Source organism: Rhodococcus sp. IEGM 1409, from assembly GCF_030056735.1.
In the GTDB taxonomy this organism is placed as follows: domain Bacteria; phylum Actinomycetota; class Actinomycetes; order Mycobacteriales; family Mycobacteriaceae; genus Rhodococcus_F.
In genome coordinates, this window is the sequence record NZ_JASHKN010000017.1 from 1 (window position 1) to 18,951 (window position 18,951).

At 63.4% G+C, this 18,951-nt stretch carries 16 protein-coding genes; 8 read left to right on the top strand and 8 right to left on the bottom strand.

The features are described 5' to 3' along the window. Positions 1–83 precede the first annotated feature (83 nt). Together QM716_RS28645 and QM716_RS28650 are read right to left on the bottom strand one after the other, a co-directional pair. Positions 84–632 carry a YceI family protein gene (locus QM716_RS28645; protein WP_283307632.1) on the bottom strand — a complete coding sequence of 183 codons (549 nt, stop codon included), beginning with the start codon at positions 630–632 and terminating at the stop codon, positions 84–86. A gap of 78 nt (positions 633–710) precedes the next feature. Beyond that, positions 711–2,447: a 2-isopropylmalate synthase gene (locus tag QM716_RS28650; RefSeq protein ID WP_283307633.1), complete on the bottom strand. Its 1,737-nt coding sequence runs from the start codon at positions 2,445–2,447 to the stop codon at positions 711–713. Positions 2,448–2,610: 163 nt separating this feature from the next. Here QM716_RS28650 and QM716_RS28655 point away from each other — a divergent pair, with 163 nt between their 5' ends. Further along, a complete protein-coding gene (locus QM716_RS28655) occupies positions 2,611–3,291 on the top strand; it encodes a FadR/GntR family transcriptional regulator (protein ID WP_283307634.1) in 681 nt (226 codons plus the stop codon). Here the strand turns inward: QM716_RS28655 and QM716_RS28660 are convergent. Together QM716_RS28660 and QM716_RS28665 are read right to left on the bottom strand one after the other, a co-directional pair. Beyond that, a complete protein-coding gene (locus tag QM716_RS28660; RefSeq protein WP_283307635.1) occupies positions 3,288–4,394 on the bottom strand; it encodes a lysylphosphatidylglycerol synthase transmembrane domain-containing protein in 1,107 nt (368 codons plus the stop codon). The genes QM716_RS28655 and QM716_RS28660 overlap by 4 nt on opposite strands. A gap of 9 nt (positions 4,395–4,403) precedes the next feature. Further along, a complete protein-coding gene (locus QM716_RS28665) occupies positions 4,404–5,882 on the bottom strand; it encodes an adenylate/guanylate cyclase domain-containing protein (protein WP_003945952.1) in 1,479 nt (492 codons plus the stop codon). A 192-nt stretch (positions 5,883–6,074) separates the two neighbouring features. Between QM716_RS28665 and QM716_RS28670 the strand changes: the two genes are divergently transcribed. The 4 genes from QM716_RS28670 to QM716_RS28685 are packed head-to-tail and all read left to right on the top strand — an operon-like array spanning position 6,075 to position 9,876. After that, entirely contained in the window at positions 6,075–7,253 is a 1,179-nt protein-coding gene (locus QM716_RS28670; protein ID WP_283307636.1) for an AI-2E family transporter, read from the top strand. Further along, positions 7,246–8,469, top strand: coding sequence for a MacS family sensor histidine kinase (gene macS / locus QM716_RS28675; protein ID WP_283307637.1), 1,224 nt, complete (start codon positions 7,246–7,248; stop codon positions 8,467–8,469). The genes QM716_RS28670 and macS overlap by 8 nt, the downstream gene beginning before the upstream one ends. 28 nt (positions 8,470–8,497) lie before the next feature. Beyond that, entirely contained in the window at positions 8,498–9,130 is a 633-nt protein-coding gene (locus tag QM716_RS28680) for a response regulator (RefSeq protein ID WP_047269712.1), read from the top strand. A 17-nt stretch (positions 9,131–9,147) separates the two neighbouring features. Beyond that, positions 9,148–9,876 carry a DUF1707 SHOCT-like domain-containing protein gene (locus tag QM716_RS28685; protein ID WP_283307638.1) on the top strand — a complete coding sequence of 243 codons (729 nt, stop codon included), beginning with the start codon at positions 9,148–9,150 and terminating at the stop codon, positions 9,874–9,876. 4 nt (positions 9,877–9,880) lie between these two features. Here QM716_RS28685 and QM716_RS28690 read toward each other — a convergent pair whose 3' ends face one another. Further along, complete coding sequence (locus tag QM716_RS28690) at positions 9,881–10,078, bottom strand: hotdog family protein (protein ID WP_283307639.1); 198 nt, start codon at positions 10,076–10,078, stop codon at positions 9,881–9,883. Positions 10,079–10,247: 169 nt separating this feature from the next. On the opposite strand from QM716_RS28690, the gene QM716_RS28695 reads away from it, so the two are divergent. Beyond that, positions 10,248–12,116 carry a DUF2339 domain-containing protein gene (locus QM716_RS28695; RefSeq protein ID WP_283307640.1) on the top strand — a complete coding sequence of 623 codons (1,869 nt, stop codon included), beginning with the start codon at positions 10,248–10,250 and terminating at the stop codon, positions 12,114–12,116. Between the two features lies 1 nt (position 12,117). Here the strand turns inward: QM716_RS28695 and QM716_RS28700 are convergent, their stop codons facing one another. The 3 genes from QM716_RS28700 to trmB are packed head-to-tail and all read right to left on the bottom strand — an operon-like array spanning position 12,118 to position 16,476. Further along, complete coding sequence (locus QM716_RS28700; RefSeq protein ID WP_283307641.1) at positions 12,118–15,003, bottom strand: MMPL family transporter; 2,886 nt, start codon at positions 15,001–15,003, stop codon at positions 12,118–12,120. A gap of 10 nt (positions 15,004–15,013) precedes the next feature. Beyond that, positions 15,014–15,721, bottom strand: a complete 708-nt coding sequence (locus QM716_RS28705; RefSeq protein WP_283307642.1) for an NYN domain-containing protein — start codon at positions 15,719–15,721, stop codon at positions 15,014–15,016. After that, positions 15,718–16,476 carry a tRNA (guanosine(46)-N7)-methyltransferase TrmB gene (gene trmB / locus QM716_RS28710; protein ID WP_283307643.1) on the bottom strand — a complete coding sequence of 253 codons (759 nt, stop codon included), beginning with the start codon at positions 16,474–16,476 and terminating at the stop codon, positions 15,718–15,720. The genes QM716_RS28705 and trmB overlap by 4 nt, the downstream gene beginning before the upstream one ends. Positions 16,477–16,639: 163 nt before the next feature. Here trmB and QM716_RS28715 point away from each other — a divergent pair, with 163 nt between their 5' ends. Together QM716_RS28715 and QM716_RS28720 are read left to right on the top strand one after the other, a co-directional pair. Then, on the top strand, positions 16,640–17,572 hold the full coding sequence (locus QM716_RS28715) for a Rab family GTPase (protein ID WP_283307644.1): 933 nt from the start codon (positions 16,640–16,642) through the stop codon (positions 17,570–17,572). Between the two features lie 181 nt (positions 17,573–17,753). Then, positions 17,754–18,905, top strand: coding sequence for a GTPase Era family protein (locus QM716_RS28720; protein WP_283307645.1), 1,152 nt, complete (start codon positions 17,754–17,756; stop codon positions 18,903–18,905). Positions 18,906–18,951 lie beyond the last annotated feature (46 nt).

An 18,951-nucleotide genomic window follows, 5' to 3' on the forward strand; every position in this document is an offset into this window, starting at 1 on the left:
CCACGATGTCCTGACACATATGTGTCCACTACGTCATGACACATCACACAACCGCGGGCGGTTGATAAAGGCGCACAGTGCCGTTAAGCCTGGAGGCCGGCTTCGATCTCGAGGGTGATCGTGATCTTGTCGCCGACAACTGCTCCGCCGCCTTCGAGGGGCATCTCGATGGAAATGCCGAAGTCCTTGCGGTTGATGACGGTGGTGGCTTCGAATCCGGCGACGGGGCCCTGGCCCATACCCGGGTTGACGCCGTTGAACTCGAGGTTCAGCTCGACCTCGCGGGTGACGCCGTGGAGCGTGAAGTCGCCGGCGAGGACGAAGTCGCTGCCCTTGGAGCGCACTGCGGTGGACTTGAAGGTTGCCTTCGGGAACTTCTCGACGTCGAAGAAGTCAGCGGACTTGATGTGGCCGTCGCGCTGCTCGTTCTTGGTGTTGATGGAGTCCACGGAAATCTCGGCCGCGACGGCTGGGGTTCCGTCTTCGGCAACGGTGATCGTTCCCGAGAACTCGTCGAACGTTCCACGAACCTTGGAAACCATGAGGTGGCGAACCGAGAATCCGACGGTGGAGTGGACGGTGTCGATGACCCAGGTTCCGGCGGTCAATGTGGGCAAGGTTGCGGTGGTCATGGAAGCTCCTGGAGAAGTAGTTGAATATTCAAGTTCTTGTAGCTTCAACTATGAACCCCGAGAAATCCTTCCGCAAGATCATGTGAGCTGCATCACAGTGCGTGTGCTTGCGGCATAGACCGCGTGAAGCGCCGACGCTGTCACCGACTGATGCACCGCAATGCCCCAGCGTCCTTCGCCGTTCACCACGCACTCTGCGATGGTGACTGCCGAATTCGCATTCCCGGAAGATTCCGGGTTGCGGGGCAGTGAATGCTGGGTGAGCGAGACGACCTCGACGGCCGAGCCCTGTTCGGTCAGGATTTTGCTCAATGCCTCGACCGGCCCGGACGCGCTGGCCGCGGCGGTGACCTCGCGCCCGTCACGATCGATGGCGACGAACAACTGATCACCGTCGGCGGTGTGTTCCAGCGAGTACCGACGCACTCCTCCGTTGTACCCGTACTCGCGCAGCAGCAGGTTCCACAGCTGATCGGCCGTCATTTCGGTGCCCGAGTCGTCGGTTTCGAGCTGCACCCGTGAAGCGAAGTCGATCTGCAGGCGCCGGGGGAGTTCGACCCCGTACTCGGTCTGCACCAGATAAGCGATTCCGCCCTTGCCCGACTGGCTGTTCACGCGAATGACCGCCTGGTAGTCGCGGCCGACGTCGGCGGGGTCGATCGGCAGGTAGGGGACTGCCCATGGCGCCGATCCCGGATCGATGCCGGCGGCCTCCGCGCTCTTGTAGTGATGGGCGAAGCCCTTCTTGATCGCATCCTGGTGGGTGCCGGAAAATGCCGTGTACACGAGATCGCCGCCGTACGGGTGGCGCTCGTGGACGGGAATTCTGTTGCAGTACTCCACCGTTCGACGGATTTTGTCGATGTCGGAGAAGTCGATCTCCGGATCGACGCCTTGTGCGTGCAGATTCAGTCCCAGCGTGACCAGGTCGACGTTGCCCGTGCGCTCGCCGTTTCCGAACAGGCATCCCTCGACGCGCTGCGCACCGGCCAGTACTGCCAGTTCGGCGCATGCAACCCCGGTGCCGCGGTCGTTGTGCGGGTGGACCGAGAGGATCACCGAATCGCGTCGGGCCAGGTTCTGGTGCATGTATTCGATCTGATCGGCATAGATGTTGGGTGTGGCGATTTCGACTGTGGCAGGCAGGTTGTGGATGACCGGGCGATCGGGACTGGCGTCCCAGAGTTCGGTGAGACTGTTGCATACCTGCAGGATGTAGTCGGGTTCGGTGAGGTTGAAGACCTCGGGGGAGAACTCGAATCGCCATCCGTCGTGTCCTTCGCCGCCGCGAGCCACGTCCTGCGCGGCGCGGAAAATCATCTCGTGCAGCTCTTCTCGCTCCTTGCCGAGAACCACGCTTCGCCATGTCGGCGCAGTCGCCGTGTACATGTGGACGACCGCGTTCGGCAGTCCCTCGATCGATTGGTACGTCCGCTCGATCAAATCCGTACGCGCGGCGGTGAACACGACGATCGTGACGTCGTCGGGAACGAGATCGAATCGAACCAGGTCTCGAACGAAATCGAAATCGGTCTGGCTCGCGGAGGGGTAGCCGACCTCGATTTCCTTGTAGCCGATCGCCACCATCAGTTCGAACATTCGACGCTTGCGCTCGGGGTCCATCGGTTCCGCGAGCGCTTGGTTGCCGTCACGCAGATCGACAGGCACCCACAGGGGCGCCGCGGTCGTGCGGTTGGACGGCCAGGTCCGCTCGAAAGTCGGAATGTCGACGCGATCCCAGGCGGCGCGATAGCGCTCGGACGGCATGGGTGAGCGCTTCTGGTTGTTCCAGTGGTTGGCGCGGGTTGTACTCATCTTCGGTTTCTCCTGCGGTCGAGTCGAAAGACCGGCATGGCGAAACCCCGCGGAGGGGTGCCGGTCTTTCAGGCCCCGCCGCGGCAGTCGAGAAGGAGTGCTCCTGTAGCCATGCGGGCTACACTAGAACGAAATCACTTATCAGACAACCTGAGGAGTTCACGTGTCACCGATCGTCGAGCGTCGGCTGCTCACCGACCAGGCCGCGGAGTTGCTGCGAGCGCGGATCGTGAGTGGTGAATGGGAAGTCGGCGCCAAACTTCCAGGTGAAACCACTCTTGCTGCGCAGTTGGGTATCGGGCGGTCCACCATCAGGGAAGCGGTGCGGACCCTCGCGGGCCTCGGCATGGTCGAATCGCGACAGGGAGCCGGCGTTTTTCTCCGGAGTACGACGCCGCCGGATCAGTGGCCCCGAGTGCTCGAGGCCGAGGCGATTCTTCACGTCGTCGAGGTGCGGAACGCGGTCGAGATCGAAGCAGCTCGTCTTGCGGCGCAGCGCCGCGATGCCGTTGACGTCGCGGCTCTGAGGCAAGCGTTGGACGGTAGAACTGCTGCCGCCCATTCCGGGGACGCAGCCTTCGTCGACGCCGACATCGCTGTCCACCGGGCGGTGGTGGATGCGGCACACAATCCCGTGCTGTCGGAACTTTTCGAGACCTTTGTGCCGCGTCTACGGGCCGCGTTGATCGAGTTGATCGCGGTTCTGGATCTGCATCCACACAGTCAGCCGGACGCGGACGAGCATCGAATGTTGGTGGACGCCATCGAAGCCGGCGACGCGGAGGCAGCGGTACGGATCAGTCGGGCACACCTCGACGACATGGCGGCAGCGTTGCGACGCTAGACGCCGGGTTGCTCTCGACGTTCGAATTCGAGGTCCATCTCGAGATCTTCGTGGTGAGTGGCGCGGAAAGTGATCAAGAAGACGATCCAACCGACGACAGCGACCATAACGAGGCTGACCATTCGATACACAAGCCACGCCGCAATGGCCTGCGCTCCACTGGCACCGGCGATTGTCAGCGCGGTGACCAGAGCGGTGTCCACATAGCCCAGCCCGCCGGGAACCAGCGGAATGCTGCCGACTGCTTTGGCGGCGGTAAAGGCAATCAGGAGCCCCGCGAACGAAGGCTCCGCGCCTACCGCCCAACATGCGAATCCCAAACAAGCGACATCGGCGACGCGATGGATTGCCGACCACCCGAATGCGATGACCGAGTCGGTGCGGCTGAGTTCGACCGAATCCAGTTGCTTCAGGATCTCGGACCAGCGTCGCATCCCGTGGCTGAGCGGATTCTTGCGAATTCGGTTGTAGCGGGCCAGGACTCGATGTCCGATTTGCTCGATACTGCCGGGGTTCTGGGCTATGTATCGCAACGCCAGGAACAGTGCTGCCATGCCGATGATCGAGATCGTGAGCGTTATGGGGCTGACCTTGGAGCCGAATGCAAACGCGCCCGTGGTACCCAGCAGTGCCAGAGTGACAGCGGCGATCACTCCACACACAGCCAACTGCCAGGACGCGACAACTGGTGTAGCGCCCCACTTTCGAGTCTGCTTGTACGTGAACGCGGTGGAGAAGACTTGGCCAGCGGGCAACGTCAGCGCCATCGCCGTACTGGCGTAGATGACCGAGAGGTTCTTGACGTGACCGACAACCACACCGGCGGCATTGAGAAGACGTTGCTGCACCGACGCGTAACCGCTGAGTGAAATGAGTTGCGCCGCGACGCACGCGGCAACCCAACCCCAATGGATTTCGGTCAGGACCCGCCAGGCCTCACTCAGCCTGGGCCAGAGAATTGCGCCTTCCACTACCAGGAGTGCGATCAGAGCCACCCCGAGCAGCCACTTCAGCCACCAGAAGCGCCCTCTGGCCCGACTGGTCTCGGCCACGGGCGGGCGTGGTCGTCTCAGTCGCCGTGGGGTCTTTCCAGGCTGAGCCATCGACTCACCCTAACCAATTTGATCCGGATCGACCTCTGGATACTTTTCGGGCCACGCCAGATGCGTCAGTCGTCGGCGTCCACGCAGTTGAACTTGCTCGCCGAGTTCCCACTCGGCCTGTTCCTCTTCGTCGGCAAAGTACAGTGCGCTCGTCGACGCCAGCACCCGGCTGGGCCGAAGCTTCGCGAGCTCGGTGAGCCGCGACGCTTCGTTGACCGGATCGCCGATCACGGTGTACTCGAAACGTTCGGCAGCACCGATGTTGCCCGCGACCGCGAGCCCCGCACTCACGCCGATACCGACGTCGAGGCCGGTGATGTCGTTGAGCTTGAACCGCAGCTCGCGAGCTGCCGCGAGGGCTGCCGTCGGAGCGTCGGGTCGATCGAGTGGTGCACCGAAGATGGCGAGCGCCGCATCTCCCATGAACTTGTTGACAAAACCGTGATGGCGATCGATGACGTCGACGACCACACGGAAAAACTCGTTGAGCAGTTCGACCACTTCACCCGGCGGGCGCTCGGCCGCGGCACCGGTGGATCCGACCATGTCGACGAACAGAACTGCCACGAATCGAGTTTCGCCGCCCAGCTCGGTACCGAACTTCAACGCGCGCCGGGCCACGTCCTCGCCGACGTGCTGACCGAACAGCTCACGCAGCAGGCGACGCTCGTCGGACTCTTTCATCATGCGGTTGAAGCCGACCTGCAGCCGGCCGATCTCACTGCCGTCGAACACCTCGACGCGTACGTCGGTGGCGCCGCGCTGCACTCGCTCGATGGCGCGTCGCAGTTGGCGGATGGGATCGGAGATCTGAGTAGCCGTCAGCATCGACAGCGCAAAGGCCTGCACGATCGCCATGATCGAGATGAGCAGGATCGCCCACGCGAGTGAGTCGGGGGAGAATTCGAGATCCGTCGTGAGCTGCGTCGAGCACAGCAAGATGATGCCTGCGACGGGCATCAGCGTGCCGAGACCCCAGGTCATCGCCAGCCGGGTGCCGACGCCCGGCGCCATGGTCCGATCGAATTCGCCCTCGCTCAAGGCCTGGGCGGCGACCGGACGCAAAATGCGCTCACCGAGCATGTAGGTGAACCCGAAGGTCGTGGTCGCGGCCATGCACACCGTCACGATCACCGCGATCGCGAGTCCGGGCATCTCGGTGATGGTCAGGAACACGAAGATGATGCCGCCCAAGATCCACAGCACCAGGTGAACGATGGCCTGGCGAAGAGGCGCGTGGAGTGCGGCCATCTGCTCGGACCTCGTCGGCGGACCCCCGCGCAGCCGCCAACGGATGACCGACTTCAACATCATGGCCGCCGCAGTGAGACTGACGGCACCGGCGAATGCCAGGTACACACCGAAGATCGCGAAGTTGCGGACACGGTCGGCAACAATCGCGTCGGACTCCTGGATCGGCACGCCGTATCGCACGAAGGCGAAGACCAGTACCGCGCCGATCAGGTTGGCCGCGAGCATGGAAAGCATATAGAGGGGCCACCGGCTGCGGATGGTCACCGCTATTGCTCTGTATGAGGCCCGCACAGGGTTCAATTTAGCTGGCAGAGGTCGAAGTGTTGGTACGCGCGTCCGATTATTCGTCCGCTCACCTGTGTCGGCCGGGCCGGTTAGGCTCGCGATGTGAACGCAAACAGGGGGCGTGCGGAGCGAGCTTCGAGGATGAACAAACCCATATCCGCCGACGCTCGGGCAGTGCATCCGGGTGTACGCATCGCGGCGGAATGGTCGTGGCGCCTCATTGTGATCTTCGCCGGACTGTTGGTTCTCGGGTATGTCGTTCTACGTCTCGAAACCGTGCTCATCCCAGTGGGGCTGGCTCTGTTGGCATCGGCTCTGTTGATTCCGGTGGTTGATCGGCTACAGGTGTGGGGAGTTCCTCGCTCGGCAGCCGTCATCGTCGTGTTGCTTGGCTCTATCGGGCTGGTCGCGGGAATCATGACGTTTGTCGTCGAGCAGTTCATCGACGGGTTGCCGCAGCTCACCGACCAGTTCACGGCCAGCGTCACGCAGATTCAGAACTGGCTCACCAGCGGACCGTTGCACTTCAGTGAGGATCAGATCCGCCAGGCGGGTGATTCGGTCGTCAAGTCGGTGCAATCCAATCGTGAGTCTCTGACCAGCGGCGCCTTGACCACGGCGACAGTCATCGGCGAGATCTTCACCGGGGCTTTGCTGACGCTGTTCACTCTCATCTTCTTCCTCTACGGCGGTGATCAGATCTGGCAGTTCGTCACCCGGATCGTGCCCACCGATGCTCGTCGTCGCGTGCGGATCGCCGGTTCTGCGGGGTTCGGGTCGCTGATCGGCTACGTGCGGGCCACGGTCGCGGTTGCCGCCGCCGACGCGATCGGTATCGGTGCCGGCCTGGCGATTCTCGGGGTGCCGCTCGCCCTGCCGCTGGCGTCGTTGGTATTCATCGGCGCGTTCATCCCGATCATCGGTGCATTTCTGACCGGTTTTCTCGCTGTGCTGGTCGCGCTGGTCACGAAGGGTTTTCTGACCTCTCTGATCGTTCTCGGCATCATCATCGGTGTCATGCAGCTCGAAGCGCACGTGATGCAACCGCTGTTGCTGGGTCGCGCCGTCCGCCTGCATCCGCTGGCAGTCGTTCTCGCCATCACGACGGGCATCGTCCTCGCCGGAATCGTCGGGGGGCTCTTGGCTGTTCCGATCGTCGCAGTCCTCAACACCGCTATTCGGTCCCTCCTCGCCGACGACCCGGACACCGCGTACGCGGAACTTCACGTCGAGGACCCGGAGACTCCGCTGTTCCCCGCCGAGCCCGACGAGCCGCGCGCCGAGCCTCGGGTCGTGAACCCCACTCCTCCCGATGACTGAGCCCACCCGCCGTCGCCGGCTGCACTATCAGCCCACCGTTCGCGAGGCGTCGGGCATCGACACCGACCCGGATGCCCCGCTGTGGCGGGCGGCGCAGGCATTTCGCCTCGTCACGCTGGTGTACGCGATCAGCTACCAGTTCGCTTCGGCATCCGACTACACCAACACTCGGCTCAGCTGGTTCTTCGTCGCTCTGATGGCGGTGTGGTCCGGGGTTTCGGCACTGCTGCTCGGGACCTCGGGTGCCTTGTTCGGTAAGAAGCTGCCGAGGTACCAGGTGGTGATTGCCGATCAGGTGGTCGTCATCTTGCTGATGGCATCGACGAGGCTGGTATCCGATCACGAGTGGTATCAGAATCACCAGACGCTACCCACCACGCTGTGGGCCACCAACGCCGTCATCTCCGCGGCAATTCTCGGCGGGCCGTGGCTCGGTATGGCGTCCGGAGTTGTCATCTCGGCGGCCAGCGCGATCATCCGCGACCAGGTCAACCTGGATCTCTGGCGCGATGCGACGGCTCCCGTGCTCGTATCGGTCGGTCTGGCGTTGGGCTTGGCCACCACTACTGCTCGGCGCTCGCATCGACAACTCGAACAAGCCGTCCGTCTGGCGGCGGCTACCGAAGAGCGCGAACGCTTGGCACGCGAAGTACACGACGGCGTTCTGCAGGTGCTCGCGATGGTGCGCCGGCGAGGAGCGGCACTCGGCGGCGAGGCAGCTGAACTGGCTGCTCTGGCAGGAGAGCAGGAGGTCGCGTTGAGAATGCTGATTTCCGAGCAGGTTTCGGGTGCCGCGGCAGACGTCGGCGGACAGACAGTGGATCTGTGTCCGCTGTTGACCACGCAGGCAAGCACATCGGTGTCGGTGTCGACGCCCGCGCACCCCGTCGTGATCGAGCGCGATCGAGCCATCGAACTGGCTGCCATCGTCGACAACGCCCTGTCCAATGTCGGGCTTCACGCCGGACCTACGGCGAAGGCATACGTGTTGCTCGAAGATCTGCCGGACGAAGTGATCGTCAGCGTCCGCGACGACGGCGTCGGAATACCCGAGGGGCGCTTGGCACAGGCTGAGGCCGAAGGCCGCATGGGAGTATCGAAGTCCATTCTGGGCCGAGTGCAGGTGCTCGGCGGAACTGCGGTCCTGCAAACTGGGCCGGGGGAGGGCACCGAATGGGAGATCAACGTTCCGAAGGGGAAGAGTGAGCGTGGCTGACGAACAGGGCGAGAATCCGGTGACGGTGATGGTCGTCGACGATCACCCGATGTGGCGCGACGGCGTCTCCCGAGACCTCGAGGCCGCCGGCTTCACGGTGAGTGCGACGGCGGAGGGTGTCGAGAGTGCACGCCGCCGCGCCGCCGCCGTGCAACCCGCCGTAGTTCTGATGGACATGAACCTGCCGGACGGAAACGGCGCCGACGCCACCACCGCGGTGCTCGAGGTTTCGCCGAAGAGCAAGGTACTGGTGCTTTCGGCCTCCGCTGAGCGTGACGACGTCCTCGACGCGGTCAAAGCCGGAGCGTCGGGCTACCTGGTCAAGAGTGCTTCGGTGGCGGAACTGCTCGAGGCCGTGCGAGCGACTTTCGACGGACAAGCCGTCTTCACACCCGGCCTCGCCGGATTGGTGCTCGGTGAGTATCGCCGTATGTCGACGGCACCGGCCGACGATCGCGCACCAGAGCTGCCTCGGCTCACCGACCGTGAGACTGAAGTGCTCCGTCTCGTCGCCAAGGGGCTGAGCGCAAAACAGATCGCCACGAGGCTCTCGCTCAGCCACCGGACCGTCGAAAACCACGTCCAGGCGACGCTGCGGAAACTTCAGTTGGCCAATCGCGTCGAACTCACGCGATACGCAATAGAGCAAGGTCTCGAATAACGTTTATCCTGGAAGTCATGGAGGCCAGGAATCTACGCGTATCCGATGCCGAACGAGAGCACGTCGGCGAGCTGCTGCAGAAAGCTGTCGGTCAAGGGATGCTCTCGCTCGGTGAGTTCACCGAGCGCATGGACACGGCCTTGGCCGCAAAGACGCGAGGTGAGCTCAACTCGGTTCTCACGGATCTTCCGGGTATCACACTGATCTCCGACTACGACCCGCCCGCGTATCCCAATGCGGGTCAGCCGATGTACCAGGGTCAGCCCTACCCGGCGCCGACCTACCAACCCCAGCCGCATCAGCCGCCGCCGGCTCACCCGAGCCAGCCCTACCGCGCTCCGGTCGGGGCTCCGGTTGTCGGTGCCTACGGCGCGGCAAATGCTGCGGTGATCCGCGGACGAATGGCGACGGTGACGCGGAACGGCGCATGGATCGTTCCTCCGGCCGTCGTGGTGGACACCAGAATGTCCAGTGTGACTATCGATTTCACGCGTGCAGTGATGCAGACGCAGGTGGTGAACATCTCGATCGACGACTACGCCAGTTCGATTTCACTGATCGTTCCTGAAGGGGCGACGGTGGACATGAACGGTGTCGAGGCAGTAGGGGGAAGCGCGTCCAACAAGGTTCGCTCCGGTCCGCAGATGGGGCCGCTGCACCTGGTGGTTCACGGCAAGGTGCGATTCGGCAGTGTCACCGCGAAGCATCCCTTCGGTACCACGATCCGAAAGATGTTCGGCTCCTGACCTTTCAGTGATATGCGCGCATGCGGACGCGAGAGCCACCCGGTAGCGGAGCCGGCAATCCGACCTTGTCGAATCCGCAGTTGAGAGCAAACGCAAAACCCTCGAGCGAGAACATCGCGTACGAGAACTTGAGGCCGAGTGAGAGCGTGTAGTTACCGTGCGCGATCGTTCCGCCGAGCGGTGACTCCTTCGCGCGATCCACTCCGCTTCACATTTCGGGTCGGCTTCTGTCCGAACGATTGCGAAACGCAGCACCTCGGCGATAGTGCGCTGTCAGTCGAAGGTGCTGTCAGTCGAATACGAGAAGCCCCCACGCTGATCGAGTAGTACTACTCATCTGATCGGTTCGGCCAAACAGCAAGCTCATATCCATGACTACACCGAGCTCTCCCGCCGTCGATCCGCGACTGGTGACAGCCCTCTCGGCCGAGTGCGACAGCATCGGCCGACAGTTGCGTCACATGGGCCAGAACCTGTCGATACTGCAGACTCAGCTGGCCTCGACCACCGTGCCTGCGCCCGCGCCGGTAGTTCCGGCTCCGGTAGCTTCTGTTCCCGTAGTTCCCATAGTTCCGGTACAGCCGATGCAGCCGGTCCGTCCTCAGCAGAGCGTGCCCGCGTGGCAGCCGCCGACGTATCCGGTTGCCGCACCTCGTCAACCCTGGTGGCAACGCGACGGCGTCATCAGTCGACTCCTGGCCGCGGCAGGTGTTGCCGTCACTCTGATCGGCGTCGTGATGCTGCTGGTACTTGCAGCGCAGGCCGGACTCTTCGGACCGCCGCTGCGGGTGCTCGGTGGTGCACTACTTTCCGGCGCCTTGGTATTTGCCGGGGTGCGGGTCCACGGACGCCCAGGCGGCACAGTGGGGGCAATTGCCCTGGCTGCCACCGGTTTCGCGGGGATGTACCTCGACGTGGTCGCAGCCTCCGTTCTCTACGGTTGGGTGACGACACCGCTCGCGGTGGTGATTGCCTTCGGAATTGCCGCCGCCGGCGTTGCCCTCGCCGTGAAATGGGATTCCGAATCGCTGGCGCTCATGATCGTTCTCGGCGCAGCGGTGCTGGCTCCCGTACTGACGTCGGGAATATCGTTGACCCTCATCGGTTTCCTGTTCGCGATCCAATCGGCGACGTTCTCCGCCCAGCTCGGTCGTGACTGGAAGTACCTGGGCATGGCGCGAACCGTACCGGTGGTTCTCGCACTGCTCGTAGCGATAGCGTCGGAGTCTATCTTCAGCGAATCCGGTAACAGTGCAGTGCAATTGGTGATCAGTGCCGGCGTGGTTGCAATCGTGGGGGCCGGCTGCGCGATGGCCGTGCAGTGGACGGGTTCGCCCTCTCGCGACGGAGTTGCAGGGGCATGGTCCACCGCTACCTTTGTTGTCTCGACCCTTCCGCTGATGAGTGTCGGGGCCGTGCTCGGGCGCACCGAATCCGCAGTACTGTACGGAATTGTTGCGGTACTACTGCTTTCCGCCGGAGCGTCGGCAAAGCCTTTGCCGACGCAACTGCGATTCGGACTGGGTGCAACGGGCGCCCTCGCATTGTTGCTGTGCTGCTTCTCCGGGGCGACGGAATCTCTGATCGTGCCGCTCATCCTCACGGTCGGCATGATCTTCCTCGGAATCTCGCTGTATGCGGGTTCGCGCTTCGTCTTCGCTCTCGGAACCGCCTTTGTGGCAATCGGATCGATCGGATACCTCACGACGGTTCCGCCGGAAGCGTTGACGACCGCCCGTGCCGCATCCATGCAACTCGGTGCGATCACGGCACTCTCGAGTCTGACGGCGATAGGCGCCCTGGTGATGCTGGTGTGGGCGATTCACCGACTGAAGTTGATCGCCGATTCCAACGCAGCGGTCTTGTGGGCAGCCGCAGGGTTTGGTGTCCTCTACGCAGTGACGTGCGCGCTCGTCTCATCCGGCGTCGAAATCTTCGACAGTGCAACAGGATTCGTTGTCGGACACAGCGTCGCGACCATCGTCTGGATGCTTGCCGCCACGTCAGCGCTGGTACTCGGTTTGAACAACCGCCAGCACGCTCGCGTCTTGCTCGGAGCCGGGCTTGCTCTCACCAGCGCGGCAGTGGCCAAGCTGTTCCTCTTCGACTTGGCCACACTCAGTGGGCTGGTGCGCAGCGTCGCCTTCCTGGTGGTGGGCTTGCTGCTCCTGCTGGTCGGGACACGCTATGCACGAGCCTTCGCCAAGCAGGAGCAGGTCAGCTCCGCTTCCACATCATGAGTCAGCTTCGTTTTTGGCGCGCGATGAGTTCGCTGACACTGATGGCGCCTGCGTCGTCAGGCCGATGCCTGCCGGTGGCGTTGTCGTCGCCGTCAGGGGTGGCGTCCGAAACTCGGGGCTCGTTGGTACGACGCTCCGGAGTGATCGGTGGAGGCGGCGACTGGGGGGTCGCCTCCACCGAGGTCGGGGCCGAACCGTTTGTTGTAGAGCCATTCCGGCTCGAGCCGTTGGTACCTGAACCGTTGGTACCTGAACCGCTGCCAGCCGAACCGTTCGTACGCGAAGGCGTCCGGACCACCGGCAGCGGCCGTGAGGCCGGGGGAGCCTGTTCCCGGGCCCGCAGGTCCGACAACCAGCTTTCGATGGGACGCTCGGCCGGCGCAGCCGGCGCGGGGTTCCTTCGCTTGTCGGTGGTATTCGGTTGCGGTCGGTACGAAGGATTGGGGACCGGTGCCTCGATCAAGTTCTGGGGCGCGCTGGCTGCACTTCCGATATCAAGACGACGTCGCGGTGCCGGCTTCTCCGCGGCAGGTGTATCCGTGTTCGGTGCCTTCACCGCCATTTCGCTGAGCGGAATGGGCTCGGTGAGAGGATCGGGAACACGAGGTCCGCTTTCCGGCTGTGCGGCCGGGGCAGGGGGCGGTATGACCCGCGAGGCCGCTTCGATCTTGCGGGGCTGACCCGGTCCGGCGATCGCACCGACAGGCGCGATCTGTGGGACGTTCGCGAGTACCAATTCGTTGTCGAGGATCGGCTCACCCAGCCCGATCTTCTGCTGGATCCGCTTCATCCAGGCCGGAGCCCACCAGCAGTCGTCGCCGAGCAGTTTCATGGTTGCGGGGACCAGGAACATTCGGATCAGCGTGGCGTCGATGATCAGCGCGGAGATCATGCCGTAGGAGATGTACTTCATCATCACCAGATCGGACAGGCCGAATGCACCGGTGACCACAATCAGGATCAGTGCGGCAGCGGTGATGATCCGGCCGGTATGTGCCGTGCCGATTCGGATGGATTCGGTAGTACTTGCCCCCTGCGCTCGCGCTTCGACCATGCGGGAGAGCAGGAACACTTCGTAGTCGGTCGACAGGCCGTAGACGATCGCGATGATCAACACCAGGACGGGAGACATGATCGGTCCCGGTGTGAAGTTCAACAGACCTGAACCGTGCCCGTCGATGAAGATCCAGGTCAGGATTCCGAGCGTAGAACCCAGTCCGAGCGCGCTCATCAACGCAGCCTTGATGGGCAGGACAAGCGAACCGAACGTCAAGAACATCAGCAGGGTCGTCAGCAGGATGACGGATACGACCATCAGCGGCAGACGATCGAGCAATGCGTCGACGCTGTCCTGCTCGATGGCCGGAGTACCGCCGACCAGCACAGTTGTGCCCTCGGGCCAATCCGCGGATCGCAGATAGTCGATGGTGGGACGTGCCTCGTTGCGCTCGGTCAGACCGGCTTTGAGGACGTTGACACCGTCCTTGGTCGCAACTTCCGGGGTGAACTTCTCGACCAGGCCCGGCGCAGCGTTTGCGGTCTTGGAAATTTGACCGAGAGTGGTGTTGTCGGCGCCCTGGATGACCAGTCGGACGGGTTCGGTGCGATTGCCCGGGAAGAGTTCGTCGAACTGCGCCTGCGCGACACGAGTGGGGCTGTCCGGGGGCAGGTACGTCTCGTTGATGCCGCCGAACTTGATGCCCGTCAACGGAATGATCATCAACAGGAGCGCCGCGACGATCGGGACCGCAACCTTGAGCGGATGCTGCATGACCCAACGGGTCAGCTTTCCCCAGAAACCGTTCTCGATTTCCTCGTTGGTCTTGGTCTGGCGAAGTTTCTTGAAGGTCAGCGCGTCGATCCGCTTGCCGAGAATGCCGAGAATCGCGGGAAGAATCGTGATGGACGAGATCGCGGCAAGCATGACAGCAGCGATGGCGCCGTAGGCCACCGATTTGAGGAAGCCCTGCGGGAACAACAGCAGACCGCCGAGGCTGACGGCAACCATGGTCGCCGAGAACATGACCGTTCTACCTGCCGTCATGACCGTTCGGCGCACTGCGGTCGGGGTGTCGTACCCCTCGGCTATCTCTTCTCGGAAACGGCTGACGATGAACAGTCCGTAGTCGATCGCGAGACCCAGACCGACCAGAGAGACCACGGGCGCGACAAAGGCGTTGACCTCGGTGAAGTTGGTGATCAGTCGAATGATGCCGTTGGCGCCGATGACGGTCAGACCGCCGACGATCAACGGGAGGGCAGCGGCCACCACGCCACCGAAGACGAAGAACAGCAGGACGCCGACAGCGGGAATCGCGAGCATTTCCATGCGCTTGATGTCGTTGGCCATCGTGTCGTTGAGCGAATTCGCGACAGGTTGCAGGCCGGCGAGTTGCACGTCGACACCGTCGATGTAGAACCGCGACTCGACGTCGCGGAAGTTGTTGGACACCGCGGTGTCGTTGTCGCCGGCGATCGCGATGCTGGTGACCGCGTGTTGCTTGGTCTTGTCCGCCAGCGCCGCCACCGAGAGACCGTTGTCGACCTTGAAGTAAGAGCCGTTGATCTTCATGATCTGGTCGGGGTTGTCGGCGACGAGCCGCTGCAGATTGTCGATGACCTTCGCTTGGAACTCGGGGTCGTCGACGGTCTTGCCCTCCGGCGCTGTGTACAGCGCCAGAACGTCACCCGTCGTGCTACGTCCGAACGTGCCGTCAGCGAGTTTTGCAGCCTCTACCGATTCCGATCCCGGATCGTCCCAGCCGCTCTGGCTGAGATGATCCTGCAGGCTCAGGCCGTACGCAGCGAGCCCGAGGAGCCCCGCCACCATGACAGCGATGACGGTGAAGCGGGCTCGATAGACGATGCTTCCCCAGCTGGCGAACACTGATCAACTCCTACTCGGCAACACTTTTTCGCCCGATGAGCAGGGCAGAAAGCGGTCGGAACGGCTGCAACCAGGCGCCCTCGTCGGGCAGGGTGTCCAGGCTTACCCGTGGCAGAGGCTCACGGAAGACACCCGGGATGTCCTCGAGATCGACGAAGTCCAAGATATCGGACGACACAGCCCAGCTGGCGTGTTCACGGAACCCGAGAACCTGGACCGGGATGCCGGTTGCTGCGATGTCCTCGAGAGGTTCGCGGAAGGCTTGGCCGTCGGCGGACGCGACCATGATTCCGGCGAGGCCCTCGCCGTACCGGAGCGCGATGTGCTCGAGCATGTCCGAATCGACATCGCTGTCTTCATCGACCTTCGGCTTGGCGAACACCGCGAAACCCACGTTACGCAAGGCTTCGACCCAAGGACGGACGACGTCGGCGCTGCCGGAGGCGATGTTGGTGAAGACCGTCGCTTCGGGCTCGAGCGTGCCACTGTTCTGGGCGGACAGTTCGGCAGTGCGAGAAAGCAGCCAGCGGCCCAGCGCGTCGAATCGTGGCCGGTAGGCGGCGGTAGGCCGGCCACCGAGGATGGCGCCGAGGCCCATGTCGAGATTGGGGGCGTCCCAGACCAGAAGCACCCGCTTGGGGTGGCGGGAGTCACGACCGAAGTCGAGAGGAGATTCCGACGACGCCACGTCGTCGGATAGCTGTTCGCTGACGCTCATGCTCTGATCTTCCCCCATATAAGCTCGGTGATTGCACTTCCGACCTTATGGGCTTTGTCCTCGAACTTGGTGACCGGACGCTCGTGGGTCATCGGAGACTCCCAGTCGAGTGCGGTCAGCAGCGGCTCGGCATTACCGGCTTCTTCGATCCATTCTGCGTACTCGGCGTGATCGGTGGCCACGTGCAGCACTCCGCCAGGCTTGAGGCGGTTGGCGATCAGCGCGAACGTCGGCCCCTGCAGGAGGCGACGCTTGTGGTGGCGGGCTTTGGGCCACGGATCCGGGAAGAACACCCGGACGCCCGTCAGGGACTCGGGGGCGACCATGTTCTCGAGTACGTCCATCGCGTCACCGCGCAGTACGCGGACGTTGGGAATCTCTTCGCGTTCGACCTGTTGCAAAAGCTGTGCGAGCCCCGGGCGGTACACCTCGATCGCGACCAGGTTCACGTGCGGTTCTGCCTTGGCCATTGCGGATGTCGCGGTGCCGGTACCCGAACCGATCTCGATGATCAGGGGTGCGTCTCGTCCGAACCAGGCGTTCGCGTCGAGCGGTGTGTCCGAGACGTCGGCGCCGATGAGCGGCCACTGACGGTCCCAAGCCTGCTGCTGTGCGTCGGTCAGCGCACCCCTGCGAGAGCGAAAGCTGGTCACTCTCGGATGGAGACGGGACCCCTTGGCGTGGTCCGTCTGCCCCGTGTCAGGGGTCTGCGGTGCATGCTGATCGGCTTCGTTCACGAACCCATTGTCACGCATGACCCCCGTTTAGCGCAGACGGGTCTGAAGTTTGAGTTGAGACTTTCCGCTGAAAGTCCTGAATCCGCCGACTTCGGACAGTCGGCGAAAGGGCGGTGTCACCTGCCGTCCTTGCCGAGAACCTGACAGAATCGCACCGACACGATGGGGACGTGGGGTGGGGATGAACACAGAATTTGCATGCAGTAATTGGTCACGAATGTTGCCCGCAGAATCGCTCGACGACGCCTGCGCGGAGCCGATCGACCACCTGCGCGCTTTGGCATACCGGCTGGCGTCGATTGATTCGGGAGCGGCAGAGGCAGTTCACTCCGTGATCGGATCGCTGACCGCGCCGCTCGAGTTGGTAGTCGCCGGACGAGCCGGGGTGGGGCGGTCGTCGTTGGCGCGGGTCCTGGGGCGCGATCACCGGTTCTCGCGCAGAGTTGTCGGTGCACCGGTTGTGGTGACCGAGTCGCGGGCGTTCGACGTCCCTGGAACGTCGAACCCTGATCTGGGTCATCGTTGTGTTGTCTACGTGGTGGTCGACGCGATCCGCGAAGTCGACCGCCGAGCGATCGCCCGAGTCTCGGATCGGGCGGTGGTCGCTGCAAACAAGGCCGACCTGTTCGGACCGCGCTGGGACGAGGCACTGGGACGGGCCGCGGAAATCTCGGAGACCGTCGGCGTGCACACGGTTCAGGTGGAGACGCTGACCGGACGCGGCGTCGAAGAGTTGTTCGCGGCTCTCGGACCCGTCTTGGAGAGGCAGTGGTGGGGCCGGGTCGAGCAGATCGGTCCAGCGCTGACGCGATCTGCCTCGCGCAGCACTGCGGGCAGGGACGAGATCGAGTTGTATCTGAGTTCGGACTCCGCGGTGTTGTTCGGCGCCGCGGCGGCGATGATGAGCCCCGAAATTCGAGGCCTGCGTCAAGGCGAACCTCCCGATCCTCGGACCGCTGACGGCGCGGGCACGTGCAGTCGGTGGTGGGGCGAGCTCGTCGACGAGTCGGAAGAGGCTCCACAACAAAGGATCTCACTGATTCGTCGCGGGTATGTGCGTCGGTGGGCGCAGCTCGGGGGCGATCGCTCCGCTCCGGCGGTGACCGATGAATAGCGTTTCGGTACTTCCGGATTCGATACTGCGTGTGGTGCAACGATGGAACCCGTCCTCCGACCCAGGTCGCCTCGTCAGTGGTGAATCATCCAGTGGCACTAGCATTTACGTTGTCGGGCCACAGAGATGTGGTCGGGAAGATGTCGTGCAGATGTTCCGTGCTTCGGGCGAGTGTTCGATCGTGACGCGCGAAGCGGACACCGACGTCGTACTTCTGGTCATCGATGCTGCCAGCGTGATCGGTCGCGAGGATCTTCTTCTGCTCGACGATGCAGCAGAAAGTGGAACGCCGGTGGTGGTGGCGTTGACCCGCGTTGACGTCTACCGAGACTGGCAGGCTGTGCGCAGACGCGATGCCGAGGTTCTTTCCTCTCACTGCACCGCTTTTGCCCAGGCATCGATCGTTCCGATTGCACCAGGTCAGGAGCAGACGCTCGTTGCCGTCGTGAGCCAGGCGGCACGCGAGAGGCAGACCGGCGACTCGGATTCCGGCGTCATTGCGCAGACACGCCGGATGATCGAGGTGGAGATCCGGAATCTGCGTGACAGCGTTCCGGGTGCCGAACTGCGGGCCGAGCGATCACGACTGCTGGCAGACCGTGACGGTCGGCGAGGCGAACGACTGGTGCAGGTGCGAAGCCGACTGCAACGAGCGCGTGGGGATCTGTCACAACAAATCGCCGAAGCAACCCGGGCGACGGTCGCAGGGGCACGTGCCTGGGTCGACACGGCTTCGCGAGCCGAATTGGGCAGCATGCCGTTGCGGTTGCAGTACGAGGTCGACCATCACACCCGGGTTTTCGATGCCGCGATGGCGGCAGCTGTCGAGGTGGCGGGTGCGACCGGCTACGTGCCTTCCCCACGGATTCCGGAGGACCCGCCGGATCGTCGACGGGGAAATGAGGACCGGGTGACGATTCTCGTCGGCGCGTCCGCGGGCCTCGGCCTCGGCCGGATCGCGGTGACTCCGCTGGAGATGATTCCGGCATTGGAGTTCGCGAGCATCCCGGTGACGTTGGTTCTGGGCGGCGTCGCGGCGTGGTGGTTGGCGCGAACTCGCGGGTTGATGGCGGATCGTGCCCACTCGAGGTCGTGGATCGTCGAATCGATGTCGACGGTGCGCGCTCAGTGGGAGCAGCGGGTACAGGGCGTGCTGCTCGAGGCGGAGGCAGATCTGGGAGCGGCGATCATGGCGGAGAGTCGCGAACAGCTGGCGTCGGCGCAGGCGCGAATCGTGGAGATCGACGGTGAACTTCGTGAGCTTGCCGCGGCCAGATCGGGTCAGCTGGCGTCGTGTGAGCGCGACCTCGCCGTGTTGAACGCTGCCTTCTGACGATTCTCGGGCGGGCGGTTGTCCACAGGGCCGCAATTTCGGCCAC